A 19182-nucleotide genomic window follows, 5' to 3' on the forward strand; every position below is an offset into this window, starting at 1 on the left:
GGAAATTAGTATGGCGAACGTGATCAGTGACGAGACCATAGAATATGTAGGCATTCTGGCAAAACTCGAGCTTTCTGACGAAGAGAAGGAAGCAGCGAAAAAGGATATGGGAAGAATGCTGGACTATATCGACAAACTAGGCGAACTGGATACTACCGGTGTGGAACCTATGTCCCATGTATTCCCGGTTCAGAATGTCTTCCGTGAGGATGTGGTGACCAATGGGGATGAGAGTGAACAGACACTGGCCAATGCACCCGGCGAGAAGGACAACATGTTTGTGGTACCAAGGACTTTTGATTAGGGTGTTAAAAAAGGAGAATGGATATGGATATTTTATCCCTGACAGCAGTAGAGCTGGCGAAGGCGATCCGGGAAGGTAAGACTACGGCGGTGGAAGCGACGCAGGCCGTTCTGGATGAGATCGCAGCCGGTGAGGATACCTACCACTGCTATGTGACCGTGGAACGGGAAAAGGCTTTGAAACAGGCAGAGGAAGTACAAAAGAAAATCGAAGCGGGAGAACTGACAGGCCCCCTGGCCGGTGTCCCTTTCGCTATCAAAGATAATATGTGTACCGAGGGAACCCTGACCACCTGCTCTTCTAAAATTTTAGAGAATTTTATTCCGACCTTCAGTGCGGAAGCAGTGCTGAATCTGGAAAAAGCCGGTGCAGTCATCCTGGGCAAGACCAACATGGATGAGTTCGCAATGGGAAGTACCACAGAGACTTCCTATTACGGTGTGACGAGAAATCCGAGAAACCCGGAGCATGTTCCCGGAGGTTCTTCCGGCGGTTCCGCGGCGGCAGTAGCAGCGCAGGAATGTTTTGCGGCACTGGGCTCAGACACCGGCGGCTCCATCAGACAGCCCGCATCCTATTGCGGGGTGGTCGGTATGAAACCCACCTACGGAACGGTATCCCGTTACGGACTGATCGCCTATGGTTCCTCTCTGGATCAGATCGGACCGCTGACCAAGGATGTGACAGACTGTGCCACGGTGCTGGAGACGATCACTTCCCATGATCCCAAAGACTCCACTTCCATGAAGCGGGAGGATACGGATTTTACCTCTGCGCTGGTAGCGGATGTGAAAGGAATGAAGATCGGTATTCCCAGAGACTATTTTGGAGAAGGACTGGATCCCGAGGTCAGGGATGCAGTACTGGCAGCAGCGGAAGTGTTGAAAGCGCAGGGTGCAGAAGTGGAGGAGTTCGACTTAAGTCTGGTAGACTATGCGATCCCCACTTATTATACGATCGCGGCTGCAGAGGCCAGCTCTAACCTGGAACGTTTCGATGGTGTAAAATACGGTTACCGTGCGCAGGATGCGGAGGATCTGCACACCATGTACAAGAGAAGCCGTTCTCAGGGCTTTGGCCCCGAGGTAAAACGTCGTATCATGCTGGGATCCTTTGTATTAAGCTCCGGTTATTATGATGCTTATTACCTGAAGGCACTCCGTGTAAAAGCGTTGATTAAAAAAGCTTTTGATGAAGCTTTTGCAAAATATGATGTGATCTTAGGACCTGTGGCACCCACCACGGCACCGAAGCTGGGCAGCAGTCTGGCAGATCCCATCAAGATGTATTTAGGAGACATCTACACCATCTCCATTAATCTGGCGGGATTGCCCGGTATCAGCGTTCCCTGCGGTACGGATTCCCAGGGCCTGCCTATCGGCATGCAGCTCATCGGTGACTGCTTCAAAGAGAAGACGTTGATCCGTGCAGCCTATACCTATGAGCAGAGCGTGAAGTAGAACAACGGAAAATATACACATATATAAAGTAACAATGCAGATACGGAAAGGTATTTATTATGGCAAAACAATATGAAACAGTGATCGGTCTGGAAGTTCATGTAGAGCTTGCCACGAAGACGAAAATATTCTGCGGCTGTTCCACAGCGTTCGGTGGCAGACCCAATACCCACACCTGTCCGGTATGTACCGGTATGCCGGGATCTCTTCCGGTGCTGAATAAACAGGTGGTGGAATATGCGGTGGCAGTAGGCCTTGCGACGAATTGTACCATCACACAGTATTGCAAATTTGACAGAAAAAATTATTTCTATCCCGATAACCCTCAAAACTATCAGATCTCCCAGCTGTATCTGCCTATCTGCCGCAATGGTTCCGTAGAGATCGAGGTGGCAGGAGAGGACGGCAGCACCTATACAAAGCCGGTGCGTATCCACGAGATCCACATGGAGGAGGATGCCGGTAAACTGGTGCATGATGACTGGGAAGATTGTACATTGGTAGATTACAACCGTTCCGGCGTGCCCCTGATCGAGATCGTATCAGAGCCGGATATGCGCAGCGCAGAGGAGGTCATTGCTTATCTGGAAAAATTACGTCTGCTGATCCAGTATCTGGGAGCGTCCGACTGCAAGCTTCAGGAAGGCTCTATGCGTGCCGATGTCAATCTGTCCGTGAGAGAAGTGGGAGCGGAAAAGTTCGGAACCCGTACCGAGATGAAGAACCTGAATTCCTTCAAGGCCATCGCCAGAGCCATTCAGGGGGAGCGGGAGCGCCAGATCGATCTGCTGGAGGCCGGCAAAGAGGTCATTCAGGAGACCAGACGCTGGGATGATAATAAGGAATATTCCTATGCGATGCGTTCCAAGGAGGATGCGCAGGATTATCGTTACTTCCCGGATCCTGATCTGGTACCGGTCTATATCAGTGATGAGTGGCTGGAAAGCATCCGCAGCAAACAGCCGGAATTCCGCACCGAGAAGATGAAGCGTTACAAGGAAGAATACGATATTCCGGAATATGATATCGATATCATCACCGGCTCCAAGCATCTGGCAGATATCTTCGAAGCTTCCGTGGCACTGGGAAGCCAGCCCAAGAAGGTGTCCAACTGGCTGATGGTGGAGACTATGCGCCTGTTAAAAGAAAAAGAGATGGAGCCGGAGGATATCCGTTTCTCACCGGAGCATCTGAGCAGGCTGATCGGGCTGGTAGACGGCAAGGTTATCAACTCTTCTGTAGCAAAAGAAGTATTCCAGGTGATGTTTGAGGAAGATGTAGATCCCGAACAGTATGTGGAGGAGAAGGGGCTGAAGACCGTCAATGACGAAGGTGCATTGCGTAAAGTCGTGGAGGAAGTCATTGCCGCGAACCCGCAGTCTGTGGAGGACTACCACAACGGCAAAGAGAAAGCCATCGGCTTCTTGGTAGGTCAGACCATGAAAGCAATGAAAGGCAAGGCAGATCCCGCCAGCGTCAACCAGATGCTGAAGGAACTGCTGTGAATTGAGAGTTAGTTGAATACATTGGCAAAATCCACGAACTCCCGGAGCATGCGATACACATGTCTCGATGTAAGGTCTCCGGATGTGAATTTTCTACGAAAAGTGATGAGTAGTTCTCGTCATGACGGGGCCGCCTACAGTCGACATCCATGTCGACAATCGGCTGACGCGGACATCGTGTCCGCTTTCCCCCTGTCTTTCAGCACTTTTCTAGAAAATATCAACATCCTCCGATAAACATCTTCGACATGGCACCGCATACTCCGGGAGTTCTGCGTTTTGGAAAGCTTTCAAAAACCAGTAGCCCTGCCAAGGGCTACGGGATTATTTCACTAACTTTCAAGTTATGCCAGCACCTGATCCAGCTTCTGACGGAAGTCGGCTTCGGACATGGCACCGCCGAAGGTTACAGCGGGCTCTCCATTTTTGAACACGATGAAATGCGGAATGCTTACCACACGGTACTTCTGCGCGATCGCCATGTTGTCATCCACGTTGAGTTTGCCGATCTTCATCTTACCGGCATAAGCTTCGGCACATTTCTCCACCACAGGTCCCATCATCTTGCAGGGACCGCACCAGTCAGCGTAGAAGTCTACCAGGACGGGAAGCTCCGACTGCAGAACCTCCTCTTCAAAATTTGCAGCAGTAAAAGTGTATTCCATAATGATCCTTCCTTTCCCGGCTGAATGTAAGCAGCCGATATGTCTTAAGTTTTTGTAACGATTTAGAACCACATTCACCATATAAAACTTCTTATCTGCTTGAATGCAAGCATTCGCAGATCGTAGTTTTGCATGACTCTGAATAGTTACAAGTATTTCAAAAAAATGAGTGTATTATGAATTGTTATCTAAAAATAATATATTTGCAGATAGGGTTGCCAATGGAAGAGAATTTCTCCTCGTATTCCGTCATGACATTACCTTCCATCAGTGAAGCGTCACTATGCAGATCATAAGTGATCACTTTTGCCTGCCATCCGGCAGGTTCCAGTTCCTCGACTGCAAAATCGAACAGAGGACGGTTGTCTGTCTTGAACTCCAGTGTGCCCTCTTTTTTCAGGATCACATCATAGCGTGCCAGAAACTGTCTGGAGGGTAGGCGTCTCTTGGCATGGCGGTCCTTCGGCCAGGGATCGGAGAAGTTCAGATAGATCCGGTCGACCTCTCCCTTCCCGAATACCTTGTCGATATCTTCGGCATCCATGCGGATGAATTTAAGATTGGGAAGCTCATCTTCCTCCATTTTCTGGATCGCACGGAGCAGAACACTGGAATATTTTTCAATGCCCACATAGTTGATCTCCGGATTTGATTTGGCGAGGGTATGCAGGAAACGTCCCTTTCCCATACCGATCTCGATATGAATGGGGTGATCGTTACCAAAGATATCATGCCAGGTTCCGGGGCAGCTTTCCAAAGTATCTTCCGGTACCACGTAAGGACTTTCTGCGATCACTTCACGGGAGCCGGTAATATTGCGTAATCTCATATATTTGATAACCTTTCTTTATTTAATGACTTTTCTTGATGAATGCTGCAGATTCGTGTAGAATCTGTATTGTCAATGTACTTTATCTTGGAAAGCTTGTCAAGTGACCCTGTTGGAATGGATGACTATGCATGCCCCTGGCGGAACAGGTGGTTGTGCACGACCCTGTTGCATCGGGCGGTCGTGGCTGGTTTCATATAAAACCCGGAGGAAAGAGGATGAAATGGATGATCGCGTCGGACATTCACGGTTCGGCATACTATTGCAGAAAATTATTAGAGGCATATGAAAAAGAGGAAGCGGAGAGACTTCTGTTGTTGGGGGATATCTTATATCACGGTCCCCGCAATGACCTTCCGGAAGGATATGCACCGAAGGAAGTCATTGAACTTTTGAATGCCCGTAAAAATGACATCTATTGCGTCCGGGGCAATTGTGATACTGAGGTGGACCAGATGGTGTTGGAATTCCCTGTGTTGGCGGATTACTGTGTGATTGCGGAAGGGGAGACGGCAGTCTATGCCACACATGGACATATCTATAACGAACAGAAGCTTCCGCCGCTGCATCCCGGGGACATATTGCTGCACGGACACACTCATGTGCCGAAGTGCGCTGTACACGAAGAGGAATCTTACATTTATATGAATCCCGGATCGGTGTCACTGCCCAAGGAAGACAGCTGGCATGGATACATGATCTGGGAAGGCAGCGAGTTTGTCTGGAAAGATTTTGACGGACAGGAACATATGCGAAAAAAATTAAGTTAGCACTTTGGTTTTTAAGTAAAATGGTGTATGATAGAGAATGTGCATTATCATACACCATTTTTATAAAGGTTTATAAAGATATATCAGGAAGGATTTATACATGCGTTTTTTTAAGCATTTATCATATAGAACACTTTTTACGAAGGCAGTCATGGGAATCAGCGTTATCTGCCTTTTTGCGTCTGATGGACTTACAGTTTCGGCTACCACCATCAAAGAGGAGAACATTGCCTACAATCAGTCACTGGCAGTGCAGTCCAATGCAGTGGCGAACTGGCCTACCGGACCGGTGATCAGTGCGGAATCCGCAATTTTGATGGATGCGGATACCGGCGCTATCTTATATGCGAAAAATATTCATCAAAAGGAATATCCCGCCAGTACCACGAAAATATTAACGACCCTGATTGCTTCAGAACGCTGCAGCATGGATGAGATCGTGGATTTCTCCTATGATGCGGTACATGATATCGACCCCGGAAGCAACCATATCGCCATCGAGCCGGGAGAGCAGCTGACCATGGAGGAATGTCTGAATGCGATTCTGATCCGTTCAGCGAATGAGGTCTCTTTTGCGGTGGCGGAACATATCTCGGGGACGACCTGGCAGGACTTCGGTGATATCATGAACGAGCGTGCGAAGGAACTGGGATGTGTGGATTCTCATTTTGTCAATCCCAACGGTCTTCCCAATGAGGAGCATTACACCAGCGCCTATGATCTGGCGATGATCGGCAGAGCTTTTTTTGCCAATGAAGCATTATGCAAGATGACCATGACGCACATGCTGCACATTCTGCCGTCGGAGAGACAACCGGATGACATCATGGAAGTCAATAAGATGGAACTGATCCCGGGCGGAAAATACGCATATCCCTACCTGGTAGGATGTAAGACCGGTTATACCGATGTGGCGAGAAGCACCCTGGTCTCCTGTGCGGAGAAGGACGGCATGAAGCTGATCTGCGTGGTGATGAAGGATGAGAACCCTAATTATTATGAAGATACGATTGCTCTGTTCGACTATGGATTCAGTAATTTCCAAAGAATGAACATCTCTCAGACGGAGACGAAATATAATATCGACAATGCGGGAGCTTTTTACAGCGGCAATGATATCTTCGGAAATTCCAAACCGATTCTGCAATTGAACCAAAACGACAGTATTACCCTGCCCAACACGATTACGTTCCGGGATGCTGTGTCCGCAATCTCCTACGACAATACCGCGCCGGGGCAGGCTGCCGTGATCACCTATACCTACAATGATGTGGTACTGGGAACGGCATCCATAGATTTCACGGCTTCGGAAAAAGGAAGCAGTGTGTTTGGGGACGAGACCACAGGAACAACGGATGGGGCAGAAGCTACAGCAGCGACGCAGGAGCCGGACAGCACCGGGGCTACGCAGCCGACAGAAGGAGCGGCGGCTGATGAGCCGGCCGACGAGGGCGGAGGTATTCCCACTGCCACACAGCCGGCAGCTTCCGGGGAAAAAGATACGGCCTCCGGCGGTCCGGCAGTGATATTTATCAATGTAATCAAGGTATTTTTCTGGATACTGGGGGTCGCTGTAGTGATCTTCCTGATACTTTTGATCCGGGCGTTTATTAAGAACTATCAATTCGCACATCGCAGTACCAGGCTGACGTGGCGGTTTGGCCGCAGGAGAAAGCGCTCCAGATCCCGGTACCGCTCGGTGAACCAGGACCTGCAAAGCAGGCGGAGAGAAGCTATCAGACAGGCGAAAAAGCGGCGCAAGCCCAAGAAACCAAACCGCTTCCGCGATCTGGATTTTTAAAAAAATTAAGGCATGTCCCATCACAACGGGGCATGCCTTTTAAGTTCAGTGTTGCAAATTTCTATTTGCTCAATAAATATTCCGCCAGATCCACTGCGGTATCCGCATGTTCCGCATTGGCGTAGATGCCCATGACGATACCGTCTCCGCGGAAGTAATAGTTGTCGGTCAGATCCGTACAGCCGGTCAGGCAGATGCCTACCGGGATGGGATCCTGCATCTCTTCCGGGTGGAGAGGATTGGGATATTCCGGAGTATAATCGGTATTCAGATCATCGTTTGCTGCCTCGATCGCCAACACCACTTCTCTGTCCACGTAATAGAAATAAGGTTCCAGTGCCTGGAGCTGTTCTTCTGTGAGGATATCCCGCAGATCATAGAACAGGCTGCTGTTGGCATATTTTTGGAAAGAATTGAAATCCGTGATCATGCTGTCAAGCTCATTTGCTGCCACATATACCATCAGCTTCTGGGTAGAAGTGACGGAGGCCTCGTCCATGCTGTCTTCCACGATACGAATAGAAGTATCAAAGGTGATATCGCTGGTATTCAGATCGATGCCCTCTTTTTCGGCGAAATCCGTAATGAAATCCGGCTGCTCGGAGGATATCTGGTCTAAGAGACTTGCGTTTAATAAAACGGCGTTAAAAGCTGTATCCTTTCGGTTTACGAACTGGTAAATAAAGCTTACGAGCATACCGATGATGATCACGGAAATGATCACATGCCATTTATAATAATACCAGAAATACGCCAGCTTCTGTTTAGGAGTGCCGCTTTTCAGTGCTTCCCGTTCTTCTTTAAATTCATCCATTACCGCCATGGAAAAACCGCCTTTCTGCGCTCAATATAGATTTATGATAAAGGTTCCATGTCTGAAAGTCAATGAAGGAAGTGTAAGAGGATTCTAAAAAAAGAATTAAATCGCCCAAAAAATCCGGGCATATCTTGCAAGTTTTCCACGGATGATATATCATAATAGAAAACGATTGTCAGGAGAAACAGAATCCGGACAGACGTAAACAGAGATTTCCCGAAGGAATGGAAGAACGACACGGAAAATTTCTGCTACAGAATAAAGGAAGAGAAAAGGAAACGAAACATGAGTGATTCTTACGTAGAATGTCTGGTAAAAGCAAAGCAGCCCGCATGGGCAAAAATTTTAAAAGTATTACTGGTTACCCTGACGGTGTTAAGCTGTCTGGTAATGTTTGTATTTATCATTTTCCTGCCCATAGCTCTTGTCGCAGGTGTGGGAGCATATTTCCTGAATATGTTCACCGATCTGGAGTATGAGTATCTCTATCTGGATAAGGAGGTGTCTGTGGACAAGATCATGGCCAAGAGCAAGAGAAAGCGTGTAGGTACTTACAGCATTGACCGTATGGAAATATTTGCACCGGTCTATTCCTACCATCTGGACAATTTCAAGAACCGCCAGGTGAAGGAGAAGGACTATAGCATCGGCGAAGTTCTGCAGCCGGACGGCCGTTATGCAATGTATTATGAAGGTGGCGAGAAGATCATCTTCAGTCCCAACGAGGAACTGGTGAAGGTACTTAAGAGTGTAGCTCCCCGTAAGGTATTCAGTGAATAATGATCAGTGAGTGATTCATGAACAAAAGGATTCCGGTGAACAGGATGCATCGGAATCCTTTTTTGATACAAAAATATGCAATATCCGGTTGACAGTCATAGAAAACTTTGCTAAACTCATGGAAATGCTATAAGCACAGCAAATACTTATTATAAGCATAGCTTATATTATCAAAACAAATCATTCACAAATCTTATTAAATGAACACAGGAGGAGAGAAAATGGGACAGATTATTGGTGAAGGCATTACCTTTGACGACGTACTTCTGGTACCGTCTTATTCTCAGGTAGTCCCCAATCAGGTGGATTTGACCACATGGCTGACAAAAAAGATCAAGCTGAACATTCCTATGATGAGCGCAGGGATGGACACCGTTACCGAGCACCGCATGGCGATCGCCATGGCAAGACAGGGTGGTATCGGTATCATCCATAAGAACATGTCTATCGAGGCACAGGCAGAAGAGGTAGATAAGGTAAAGCGTTCCGAGAATGGTGTCATCACCGATCCTTTCTCTCTGTCTCCGGAGCATACTCTGGCAGACGCAGATGCATTGATGGCGAAATTCAGGATCTCCGGTGTGCCTATCACCGAGGGCAGAAAATTAGTCGGCATCATCACTAACCGTGATCTGAAGTTTGAGACTGATTTTACCAAGAAGATCAAGGAATCCATGACCAGCGAAGGCCTGATCACCGCTCCCGAAGGTATCACTCTGGAAGAAGCGAAGAAGATCCTGGCAAAAGCAAGAAAGGAAAAACTTCCTATTGTAGATAAGGACTTCAACCTAAAAGGTCTGATCACCATCAAAGATATTGAGAAGACCATCAAATATCCTCTGGCAGCCAAGGATTCCCAGGGCAGACTGCTCTGCGGTGCCGGCGTAGGTATCACCGCAAATGTACTGGATCGTGTGGCAGCTTTAGTAGCAGCCAAGGTTGATGTCATCGTACTGGATTCCGCACACGGTCATTCCCAGAACGTACTGAACTGTCTGAAGATGATCAAGGAAAAATATCCCGATCTGCAGGTGATCGCAGGTAACGTAGCTACCGGCGACGCAACCCGTGCACTGATCGAGGCTGGTGCAGATGCCGTTAAGGTAGGTATCGGACCCGGTTCCATCTGTACTACCCGTGTGGTTGCAGGTATCGGTGTTCCCCAGGTATCCGCTATCATGGACTGCTATAGCGTGGCAAAAGAATACGGTATTCCCATCATTGCTGATGGCGGTATCAAGTATTCCGGAGATATTACCAAGGCAATCGCAGCCGGCGGTAACGTATGTATGATGGGTTCCATGTTCGCAGGATGCGAGGAGAGCCCGGGAGAATACGAACTGTTCCAGGGCAGAAAATACAAGGTATACCGTGGCATGGGTTCCATCGCGGCTATGGAGAACGGCAGTAAGGATCGTTACTTCCAGGAGAATGCAAAGAAACTGGTACCCGAAGGTGTCGAGGGCCGTGTGGCTTACAAGGGCAGCGTAGAAGATACCGTATTCCAGTTACTCGGCGGTCTTCGTTCCGGTATGGGTTACTGCGGTGCACAGGATATCGAAACCCTGAAAGAGACCGGCAGATTCGTGAAGATCTCCGCAGCATCTCTGAAAGAGAGCCATCCTCATGACATCCACATTACCAAGGAAGCTCCGAACTACAGCGTGGATGATAAATAAGTTTTACAAAAAAGAGATGAGAAAGGTGATCGTAGGTCAGACTTACGATCGCCTTTTTCTGCATACAAAATATTTGCAATAATTGACAAAATGATACGAATTTTTCAAGCAATTTAATAAATATAGCAAAAAATGTAAAATAATAGCTTGTATCAATTTCGGGATACATGGTAGAATATAAATATTCGGGAAGAAATTTCTGAATATTTTACAGAGAAACAGGGGAGCAAAAAAGTGGCTGAGTTTGCATTACGTGAATTGATAGACGAAAATCGCCTGCAGCATCTGCAGAACGAGTTCTGCAAGGTGACGGGAGTCACAGCGGTCTGTGTGGACAAGGAAGGCAGAGCCATAACAGAGCCGTACATCGATAAGTCCCTGATAAGACCGGATGGGGAAGATCCGATCTTAGGAGAATATCGGAAGAAAGCAGCGCAGGCATTAGACAGAGTACAGGAAGGATCCCTGGAGGAACAGGTGGTGGAAGAGCTGCCGGATGGCGGACATGTGGCAGCAGTTGCCGTCAGTGTAGAGAATCAGATCATTCTGTACTGGCAGGTATATGATCTGAAGAAGCTCGATACCATATCTTTTTACCAGATTCTGGATCTGTTGCGGGATACCAGTGCAGATATCTACAGAGACCGTATGTCCTGTTTCAGCGCGGAAGCCGAGAGCAGAAGGAGCAGATATGCAGAGGAAGAGATGAGCCGCAATCTCCATACGATAGAGGCTACTACGGAGATCGTCCAGCTCCTGGACAGCGATGAACAGATTGAACTGACCATGAGCCGATGGCTGAAGATTTTGGCACAGCACATTCAGGTAGACAGCGCAGAGATTTTTCAGCTGCAGGCAGACACGGATACGATGAATGTCGTCTGTGAATGGCTGACACCGGGACTGATCTCTTATTTTGACAAGACTAGCGGGATCCCCGAGAATTCTTTTCTCCATACAGAGAAGCCACTGGTGGTATCTACGGACAGTGTGGGTAAGCCTGACTCTGAGGAAATTGAAAAGATAGGCATGAAAGCCGTGATGATATTTCCTATCCTGAAACAGGAGAGCGGCAATATGGTGCTGTCTCTGAACCACAGAAGACAGGGGCATGTCTGGAGCATGGCGGAGATTAAATTCACTTCTGACGCGGTGAAGATCTTACAGAGTATCCTGACCAGACGGATCCAGAAAAATTCCCTGGCAGGTTCCTACGCCGCACTGGAGGAGATCCTGGACAACGTGGGATGTGCCATCTACGTAACGGATCAGAATACGGGCAGGATGCTGTTCGCCAACCAGATATTGAAGAATACCTTTGCCAAGGAACTGATGGATCATAATTTTGATGCCCTGCTGCAGTCCAGTATCCACAAGGACAAAACCAGAACTGTCAGCGTGGTATATCATGCGGAGAAGGAGACCTGGTACGATCTGTTGTGCAAGGAGATTGCCTGGGTGGATGGCAAAAAAGCCAATCTGTACTCCCTATATGATATTACGGATAAAAAGCTGTACCAGCGCCGGATCGAGCAGCAGGCATACACAGATTTTCTGACGGGACTGTATAACCGCATGTGCTGTGAGAGGGATCTGGCGAGACAGATCGATCAGGCGAAGAAGACCGGAGGAAAAGGAGCGTTATTGTATCTGGATCTGGATGATTTCAAGCATATCAATGACGGACTGGGACACCAGTACGGTGATGTGCTGTTAAAATCCATCTCCCATGCACTGAAACGGATCAATGGCATCGAGAATACCTGTTACCGTATGGGTGGAGACGAATTCGTCATTATCATTCCGCCGGACAGCTATCCCCGGTTTGGAAATATTGTGGAAGATATTAAGAAGATCTTCAGCAAGCCCTGGTTTTTGAAGGATGCAGATTATTACTGTACCATGAGTATGGGTATCGTCACTTTCCCGGATGAAGGAGATTCCGTGACAGATCTGATCAAAAAAGCGGATATTGCCATGTATGAGGCGAAAAAGACCGGTAAAAACCGTGTGGAAACGTATCGGGAAGGCAATGATTCCGTATCGGGACGCCGTCTGGACATGGAGAAGAACATGCGTGATGCCATGGTGGAGGGGTATCGGGAGTTCGAGGTCTATTACCAGCCTATCATCGATATTCAGGGCGGCAAGGATGTCTGTGCCGGAGCCGAGGCACTGATCCGCTGGAACAGTGCAAAGCTGGGATTTATCTCACCGGCGGAATTCATTCCCCTGGCGGAGTATCTGGGACTGATCAATCCCATCGGCAATTATGTACTGACGGAGGCCTGTACCCGCTGTAAGCACTGGAACGATACCGGATATCCGGATTATAAGGTAAATGTCAACCTTTCCGTGGTTCAGCTCCTTCAGACGGACATCGTGGAGACGGTGGAAAAGGCGCTTGCGGACACTGGCTTATCGCCGAAGAATCTGACACTGGAGGTAACAGAGAGTCTTGCGATCAACGATATGGATCGTATGAAAGAGATCCTGAACCGGATCAAGGCACTGGGTGTCTCACTGGCACTGGATGATTTCGGAACCGGTTATTCTTCCTTAAACCATATTCGTGAGATCCCCATTGATGTCATCAAGGTGGATCAGAGCTTCGTCAAAGATCTGGCGGGGGATGCCTATTCCCAGTCCTTTATCAAGATGGTGGCAGAGCTGGCACAGACCATTGGCGTCAGTGTCTGCGTGGAAGGTATTGAGACTCCGGAACAGTTCAAAGTGCTGCAGGGCATGAAGGTCAAATATATTCAGGGATACTATTTTGACCGTCCTATGGAGAGACATGCGTTCGAGGCAAAATATGTGAAGTAACAGTTCAGCCATAGAATAGCAAATGCGACGATCGGGTGCTTGCAGACGCTTTTATGAAGGCTTTGGGGCAGAACTGTTACGGAAGTAACAAAATTATCAAAATCCCTCTTGTCAAGTATCGGGGAACCATGCTACTATTGATATAGCTACACGACTGGCGGAACGCAGCCTGCTGCAGTGGAGATTACCCACAGGGAGTGTAGAATAGTGAAAGCCGACCGCCTGGGCACCGTCTATTTTTGGTGCTTAGGCGGATTCTTTTATTAAACGGAGGAAAAACTATGTTACAACTGGAACAGGAACTGAAAAGCAATGCTTATCCCGGCAGAGGTATCGTGATCGGACGCTCTGCAAACGGTAAATATGCCGTAACCGCTTATTTTATCATGGGAAGAAGCGCCAACAGCCGCAATCGTGTGTTTGTGACAGAGGGAGAGGGCATCCGCACCCAGGCTTTCGACCCTTCCAAACTGGAAGATCCCAGTCTGATCATCTATGCGCCGGTACGTGTCCTGGGCAACAAGACCATCGTGACCAACGGTGACCAGACAGACACTATTTACGAGGGAATGGACAAACAGCTGACCTTTGAACAGTCCCTGCGCACCAGAGAATTCGAGCCGGACGGACCGAATTATACACCGAGAATCTCCGGTATCATGCATATCGAGAACGGCAAGTATAATTACGCCATGTCCATTTTGAAGAGTGACAACGGCAACCCTGATTCCTGCCTGCGTTTTACCTATGCTTACGAGAATCCCCTTCCCGGAGAGGGACGTTTCATTCATACTTACATGCACGATGGCAATCCCCTGCCCAGCTTCCAGGGTGAGCCGAAGTTAGTGGAGATCCCCGATGATATGGATGCATTTACTGATATGCTGTGGAATAGCTTAAATGAGGACAACAAGGTATCCCTGTTCGTTCGCTTCATTGATATCGAGACCGGCAAATACGAGACTAAGATCGTGAACAAGAATGTGTAATGAGCGCAAGAAGGAAACCTCAAAGAGGCGTTTTGCGAATGCAGATTCTGAATAGTGAATATCGTAGAATAGGAGAAAAATAAGATGAACGAGATTCAGTTAAAATACGGATGTAACCCGAACCAGAAGCCTTCCAGGATCTTCATGGAAGACGGCAGTGACCTGCCTGTTACCGTCCTGAACGGCAAGCCCGGATATATCAACTTCCTGGATGCTTTCAACGGCTGGCAGCTGGTCAAGGAGCTGAAGGAAGCTACGGGACTTCCCGCAGCCACTTCTTTTAAGCATGTATCTCCCGCCGGTGCTGCGGTAGGACTGCCCTTAAATGACACCCTGGCGAAGATCTACTGGGTGGATGATCTGGGAGAGCTGTCTCCTCTGGCATGTGCTTATGCAAGAGCACGTGGCGCAGATAGAATGTCCTCCTTCGGTGATTTCATCGCATTATCCGATGTCTGCGACGCAGATACCGCACGCCTGATCAAGAGAGAGGTATCCGACGGTGTCATCGCACCCGGATATACCGACGAGGCACTGGAGCTGTTAAAGCAGAAGAAAAAGGGTGCTTACAATATCATCCAGATCGATCCTGCCTACCGGCCCGCTCCCATCGAGCACAAGCAGGTATATGGTATCACTTTTGAGCAGGGTCGTAACGAACTGGACATCAATGGTGACCTGCTGTCCAATATCGTGACTGTGAACAAGGAGATCCCGGAGAGTGCCCTGATCGATATGAAGATCGCACTGATCACTCTGAAGTATACCCAGTCCAATTCCGTATGCTATGTCAAGGACGGTCAGGCCATCGGCATCGGTGCCGGACAGCAGTCCCGTATCCACTGCACCAGACTGGCCGGCAGCAAGGCGGACAACTGGTTCTTACGTCAGTCTCCCCAGGTGCTGGGTCTGCAGTTCGTAGACAGCTTAGGCAGAGCCAACCGTGACAATGCCATTGATGTCTACATGGGCGATGAGTACATGGATGTGCTGGCTGACGGTACCTGGGAAGGTATCTTCAAGGTAAAACCCCCTGTATTTACCAGAGAGGAAAAGAGAGCATGGCTTGACAAAATGCAGGATGTGACTCTGGGAAGCGATGCATTCTTCCCCTTCTCCGATAATATCGAGAGAGCTCATAAGAGTGGTGTAAAATACATCGCACAGCCCGGTGGATCCGTGCGTGATGCAGATGTTATTGCATGCTGCGATAAATATAACATGGTGATGGCGTTTACAGGCATCCGTCTGTTCCACCATTAAGACAGATATTTGCGGGCAGGACTGTAACAGGACCTGCCTGTATTTCATTTTTATGTGGGTAGCGATCCGGAGTTTCGCTGAATAGAATAAGAGAGACGGCCTGGGTAAGGTTACCGGGAGCATTACAACGAGGAAGATGAGGAAAGCGTAGTTATGGACAGACGAGGGGCAGAGAAAAGCAGAGAAATGATGCTGGAGGAATTGCTGGGATATGACCGGATCACGATCCAGTGTCACGATAATCCGGATGCGGATGCGATAGCGTCCGGGTTTGGATTGTATTGTTTTTTCCGTGATCAGGGAAAAGATGTGAGACTGCTGTATGCCGGGAAAAACAAAGTGAGAAAGGCAAACCTGACGCTGATGGTGGAAAAGCTTGGAATTCCGCTGAAATATCTGGCGCATCCCGGAGAGGAGCCGGTGGACGGACTTCTGATCACAGTGGACTGTCAATACGGTGCCGGCAATGTGACCGTAATCCCGGCAGAGGAGATCGCAGTGATCGATCATCATCCTCTGGAAGTGATCTGTACGGAGAAAATGCGATTACAACCTAATCTTGGCAGCTGTGCGACTCTGGTATGGACCATGCTTCAGGAGATGCATTATCCGGTGGAGAAAAATAAAGATCTGGGGACCGCTTTGTATTATGGGCTGTTCATGGATACCAATCAGTTCTCGGAGCTGTCCAATCCGGTGGATATGGATATGCGCGAGAGCCTGAACTTTGACAAGAATCTGGTATCCCTGTTCCGCAATTCCAATATTTCCCTGAAGGAGCTGGAGATCGCCGGGGTGGCACTGTTACGTTGTAATTACAATGACGATTACCAGTTCGCTGTGATCCATTCCCAACCCTGTGACCCCAATGTGCTGGGACTGATCAGTGATTTCCTGCTCCAGGTAGCCGGAGTGAATACCTGCGTAGTCTACAATGAGGACAGCGGCGGATATAAATTCTCCGTCAGAAGTTGTATCCGGGAGGTTAATGCCAGTGAATTGTCGAATTACCTCTCGGAGGGGACCGGTTCCGGCGGTGGTCATGTGGAAAAGGCCGGAGGCTACATCAGCATGAAGCTGTATGAGGAAAAATATCCCACACTTCATTCCGAGGCTTATTTCAATAACCGGATGACGAAGTATTTTGACAATTTTGAGATCGTATATGCGAAAGAACGCAAATTCCCTGTAAAAGAGGGTAAAAAATACCGCAGGCGGAAAGAGCCGATCGCCTGCCTGAAGGCAGCGGATCTGGCAGAACTCGGAAACGTGGTATCTATACGTACCGAGGACGGTACGATGGATATCGACACCAGACAGGATATGTATTTCACCCTGGAGCGTACCGGGGAGCTGCATCCGGTTCCGACCGGGAGATTTCACCGGATCCTGGAACTGTGTGATCTGCCCCTGCCGGAGGAATATTGCAGCTCTATGGGATATATCCCGAGAGTCAAGGACGGCAGGGATGGCAGTAATCATCTGCTGACGGAATATGTCCGTATGGGTATGCCTGCGGATGCTTTCTGTATCTATGCCCTCGAGCTGAAGCGGGGAGTAAAGATATTCCCCATCTGGGATGAGGATACTTATATGACGGGCAGAGCCGGAGATTATCTGGTGGCCAGTGAGGATGATCTGCACAATATGTTCATAGAGCCTGCGCAGAATCTTCTGAATAATTTTGAAGAGATGACATAAGAATCGCAAAAAAAGGTTTATAAAATTTTCCTTGTGTGGTAAGATTAAGGTTACGAAAACAGTATTAAGTAAACGAAAGGCAAGGATATTACCATGAGCGAACTGGAAAAAGAAATCGTAGATTCCGCAGAAGTGAAGGAATCTAAGAATTTTATAGAGCAGATCATCGACAAGGATCTGGCGGAGGGTGTATACGATACCGTACATACCCGTTTCCCTCCCGAACCCAACGGATATCTTCACATCGGACATGCCAAAAGTATTCTGCTGAACTATGGTCTGGCTCAGAAATACAACGGCAAATTCAACCTGCGTTTTGATGATACTAACCCCACCAAGGAAAAGTCTGAATTCGTGGAGTCCATCAAGGCAGATGTAAAGTGGCTGGGCGCGGACTGGGAGGATCGCCTCTTCTTCGCATCCAACTATTTTGACCAGATGTATGAAGCAGCCGTAAAGCTGATCAAAAAGGGCAAGGCGTATGTCTCTGACTTAAGCGCAGAGCAGATCCGTGAGTACAGAGGAAGCCTGACCGAACCCGGCAAGGAGGATCCCGGCAGCGTAAGAAGCGTTGAAGAGAATCTGGCACTGTTCGAGGATATGAAGGCCGGAAAGTACGAGGACGGCTCCAAGGTACTGCGTGCCCGCATCGATATGGCATCACCGAATATCAATATGCGTGATCCCGTTATCTACCGTGTGGCACATATGTCTCACCAGAATACCGGTGACAAATGGTGCATTTACCCGATGTACGATTTTGCACATCCCATCGAGGATGCCATTGAAGGCGTGACCCACTCTATCTGTACTTTGGAGTTCGAGGATCACAGACCCTTATATGACTGGGTGGTAAGAGAGCTGGAATACCCGCATCCTCCCAAGCAGATCGAGTTCGCCAAGCTGTACCTGACCAACGTGGTGACCGGTAAGCGTTATATCAAGAAGCTGGTAGAGCAGGGTATCGTGGACGGCTGGGATGATCCCAGACTGGTATCCATCGCAGCACTGCGCAGAAGAGGCTTCACACCGGAATCTATCAAGAAGTTCGTAGAGCTGTGTGGTATCTCCAAGGCACAGTCTTCCGCAGATTATGCGATGTTAGAGTACTGTATCCGTGAGGATCTGAAGACAAAGGCGCCCCGTATGATGGCGATCCTGGATCCCGTAAAACTGGTCATTGACAATTATCCCGAAGGACAGACCGAGATGCTGCCTGTAGTCAACAATCCGGAGAATGAAGCACTGGGAAGCCGTGAGGTTCCTTTCGGTAAGGAGTTATATATCGAGAGAGACGATTTCATGGAAGAGCCTCCCAAGAAGTATTTCCGTATGTTCCCGGGCAACGAAGTGCGCCTGATGAACGCTTATTTCGTAAAGTGCACCGGTTGTGTCAAGGATGAAAACGGTAAGGTTGTGGAAGTACATGGTACCTACGATCCGGAGAGCCGCGGCGGCAACAGCCCGGACGGTCGTAAGGTTAAGGGAACGATCCACTGGGTAAGTGCAGCCGAATCTGTGAAAGCACAGGTGCGTCTGTATGAGAATATTATTGATGAGGAGAAGGGGGTATACAACGAGGACGGAAGTCTGAATCTGAACCCGAATTCTCTGACCACTCTGACAGAGTGCCGCTTAGAGCCTGCATTTGCAAAGGCACAGGCATACGACCGCTTCCAGTTCGTGAGACAGGGCTTCTTTTGCGTGGACTGCAAAGACACCAAGCCCGGAAAACCGGTATTTAACCGTATCGTATCTCTGAAGAGTTCTTACGTACTGCCTAAGTAAGTTTG

At 48.6% G+C, this 19182-nt stretch carries 15 protein-coding genes and 1 riboswitch; of the genes, 12 read left to right on the forward strand and 3 right to left on the reverse strand.

Features of this window, described 5'->3' with window-relative positions; translation table 11 throughout:
- The first annotated feature begins 10 nt into the window (after positions 1–10).
- From gatC to gatB, 3 genes are read left to right on the forward strand one after another with little or no spacing between them, the layout of a single operon-like run.
- Positions 11–304, forward strand: a complete 294-nt coding sequence (gene gatC, locus FYJ59_RS09425; RefSeq protein WP_154496657.1) for an Asp-tRNA(Asn)/Glu-tRNA(Gln) amidotransferase subunit GatC — start codon at positions 11–13, stop codon at positions 302–304.
- 23 nt (positions 305–327) lie between these two features.
- The gene (gatA, locus tag FYJ59_RS09430) at positions 328–1764 is read left to right on the forward strand and encodes an Asp-tRNA(Asn)/Glu-tRNA(Gln) amidotransferase subunit GatA (RefSeq protein ID WP_154496611.1); all 1437 of its coding nucleotides are present in this window, start codon (positions 328–330) and stop codon (positions 1762–1764) included.
- A gap of 59 nt (positions 1765–1823) precedes the next feature.
- Entirely contained in the window at positions 1824–3269 is a 1446-nt protein-coding gene (gene gatB, locus FYJ59_RS09435) for an Asp-tRNA(Asn)/Glu-tRNA(Gln) amidotransferase subunit GatB (protein ID WP_154496612.1), read from the forward strand.
- Between the two features lie 344 nt (positions 3270–3613).
- Here gatB and trxA read toward each other — a convergent pair whose 3' ends face one another.
- Both trxA and trmB read right to left on the reverse strand, forming a co-directional pair.
- A complete protein-coding gene (gene trxA / locus FYJ59_RS09440) occupies positions 3614–3934 on the reverse strand; it encodes a thioredoxin (protein WP_154496613.1) in 321 nt (106 codons plus the stop codon).
- Between the two features lie 184 nt (positions 3935–4118).
- Positions 4119–4763 carry a tRNA (guanosine(46)-N7)-methyltransferase TrmB gene (gene trmB, locus FYJ59_RS09445; RefSeq protein ID WP_154496614.1) on the reverse strand — a complete coding sequence of 215 codons (645 nt, stop codon included), beginning with the start codon at positions 4761–4763 and terminating at the stop codon, positions 4119–4121.
- Positions 4764–4981: 218 nt separating this feature from the next.
- On the opposite strand from trmB, the gene yfcE reads away from it, so the two are divergent.
- Together yfcE and FYJ59_RS09455 are read left to right on the forward strand one after the other, a co-directional pair.
- A complete protein-coding gene (gene yfcE / locus FYJ59_RS09450) occupies positions 4982–5533 on the forward strand; it encodes a phosphodiesterase (RefSeq protein ID WP_022153998.1) in 552 nt (183 codons plus the stop codon).
- Between the two features lie 100 nt (positions 5534–5633).
- A complete protein-coding gene (locus tag FYJ59_RS09455) occupies positions 5634–7334 on the forward strand; it encodes a D-alanyl-D-alanine carboxypeptidase (RefSeq protein ID WP_154496615.1) in 1701 nt (566 codons plus the stop codon).
- 61 nt (positions 7335–7395) lie between these two features.
- On the opposite strand, the gene FYJ59_RS09460 is transcribed toward FYJ59_RS09455, so the two are convergent.
- Positions 7396–8157, reverse strand: coding sequence for a hypothetical protein (locus FYJ59_RS09460; protein ID WP_154496616.1), 762 nt, complete (start codon positions 8155–8157; stop codon positions 7396–7398).
- A gap of 279 nt (positions 8158–8436) precedes the next feature.
- On the opposite strand from FYJ59_RS09460, the gene FYJ59_RS09465 reads away from it, so the two are divergent.
- The 7 genes from FYJ59_RS09465 (at position 8437) to FYJ59_RS09495 (ending at position 19177) form a co-directional block, all read left to right on the forward strand.
- A complete protein-coding gene (locus FYJ59_RS09465; RefSeq protein ID WP_154496617.1) occupies positions 8437–8931 on the forward strand; it encodes a DUF6106 family protein in 495 nt (164 codons plus the stop codon).
- 221 nt (positions 8932–9152) lie between these two features.
- Positions 9153–10610 carry an IMP dehydrogenase gene (gene guaB, locus FYJ59_RS09470; RefSeq protein ID WP_022153023.1) on the forward strand — a complete coding sequence of 486 codons (1458 nt, stop codon included), beginning with the start codon at positions 9153–9155 and terminating at the stop codon, positions 10608–10610.
- Positions 10611–10844: 234 nt separating this feature from the next.
- On the forward strand, positions 10845–13436 hold the full coding sequence (locus tag FYJ59_RS14285) for a sensor domain-containing protein (RefSeq protein WP_154496618.1): 2592 nt from the start codon (positions 10845–10847) through the stop codon (positions 13434–13436).
- A 140-nt stretch (positions 13437–13576) separates the two neighbouring features.
- Positions 13577–13671, forward strand: a riboswitch (ZMP/ZTP riboswitch).
- Positions 13672–13717: 46 nt separating this feature from the next.
- The gene (locus FYJ59_RS09480; RefSeq protein ID WP_022153025.1) at positions 13718–14425 is read left to right on the forward strand and encodes an IMP cyclohydrolase; all 708 of its coding nucleotides are present in this window, start codon (positions 13718–13720) and stop codon (positions 14423–14425) included.
- An 84-nt stretch (positions 14426–14509) separates the two neighbouring features.
- On the forward strand, positions 14510–15688 hold the full coding sequence (locus FYJ59_RS09485; protein ID WP_154496619.1) for a phosphoribosylaminoimidazolecarboxamide formyltransferase: 1179 nt from the start codon (positions 14510–14512) through the stop codon (positions 15686–15688).
- A gap of 153 nt (positions 15689–15841) precedes the next feature.
- Positions 15842–17389: a DHH family phosphoesterase gene (locus tag FYJ59_RS09490; RefSeq protein WP_154496620.1), complete on the forward strand. Its 1548-nt coding sequence runs from the start codon at positions 15842–15844 to the stop codon at positions 17387–17389.
- A gap of 93 nt (positions 17390–17482) precedes the next feature.
- Positions 17483–19177 carry a glutamine--tRNA ligase/YqeY domain fusion protein gene (locus FYJ59_RS09495; protein WP_154496621.1) on the forward strand — a complete coding sequence of 565 codons (1695 nt, stop codon included), beginning with the start codon at positions 17483–17485 and terminating at the stop codon, positions 19175–19177.
- The last annotated feature ends 5 nt before the right edge of the window (positions 19178–19182 follow it).

The sequence above is a fragment of the Waltera intestinalis genome, assembly GCF_009695995.1.
In the GTDB taxonomy this organism is placed as follows: Bacteria; Bacillota; Clostridia; order Lachnospirales; family Lachnospiraceae; genus Acetatifactor; species Acetatifactor intestinalis.

Excerpts from the sequence above, each read along its gene's own strand:
- gatB (WP_154496612.1), top strand. The coding sequence starts at position 1,824 with ATGGCAAAACAATATGAAACAGTGATCGGTCTGGAAGTTCATGTAGAG.
- FYJ59_RS09485 (WP_154496619.1), top strand. The coding sequence starts at position 14,510 with ATGAACGAGATTCAGTTAAAATACGGATGTAACCCGAACCAGAAGCCT.
- FYJ59_RS09455 (WP_154496615.1), top strand. The coding sequence starts at position 5,634 with ATGCGTTTTTTTAAGCATTTATCATATAGAACACTTTTTACGAAGGCA.
- FYJ59_RS09465 (WP_154496617.1), top strand. The coding sequence starts at position 8,437 with ATGAGTGATTCTTACGTAGAATGTCTGGTAAAAGCAAAGCAGCCCGCA.
- yfcE (WP_022153998.1), top strand. The coding sequence starts at position 4,982 with ATGAAATGGATGATCGCGTCGGACATTCACGGTTCGGCATACTATTGC.
- FYJ59_RS09460 (WP_154496616.1), bottom strand. The coding sequence starts at position 8,157 with ATGGCGGTAATGGATGAATTTAAAGAAGAACGGGAAGCACTGAAAAGC.
- trxA (WP_154496613.1), bottom strand. The coding sequence starts at position 3,934 with ATGGAATACACTTTTACTGCTGCAAATTTTGAAGAGGAGGTTCTGCAG.
- trmB (WP_154496614.1), bottom strand. The coding sequence starts at position 4,763 with ATGAGATTACGCAATATTACCGGCTCCCGTGAAGTGATCGCAGAAAGT.
- FYJ59_RS09495 (WP_154496621.1), top strand. The coding sequence starts at position 17,483 with ATGAGCGAACTGGAAAAAGAAATCGTAGATTCCGCAGAAGTGAAGGAA.
- guaB (WP_022153023.1), top strand. The coding sequence starts at position 9,153 with ATGGGACAGATTATTGGTGAAGGCATTACCTTTGACGACGTACTTCTG.
- FYJ59_RS09490 (WP_154496620.1), top strand. The coding sequence starts at position 15,842 with ATGGACAGACGAGGGGCAGAGAAAAGCAGAGAAATGATGCTGGAGGAA.
- gatC (WP_154496657.1), top strand. The coding sequence starts at position 11 with ATGGCGAACGTGATCAGTGACGAGACCATAGAATATGTAGGCATTCTG.
- FYJ59_RS09480 (WP_022153025.1), top strand. The coding sequence starts at position 13,718 with ATGTTACAACTGGAACAGGAACTGAAAAGCAATGCTTATCCCGGCAGA.
- gatA (WP_154496611.1), top strand. The coding sequence starts at position 328 with ATGGATATTTTATCCCTGACAGCAGTAGAGCTGGCGAAGGCGATCCGG.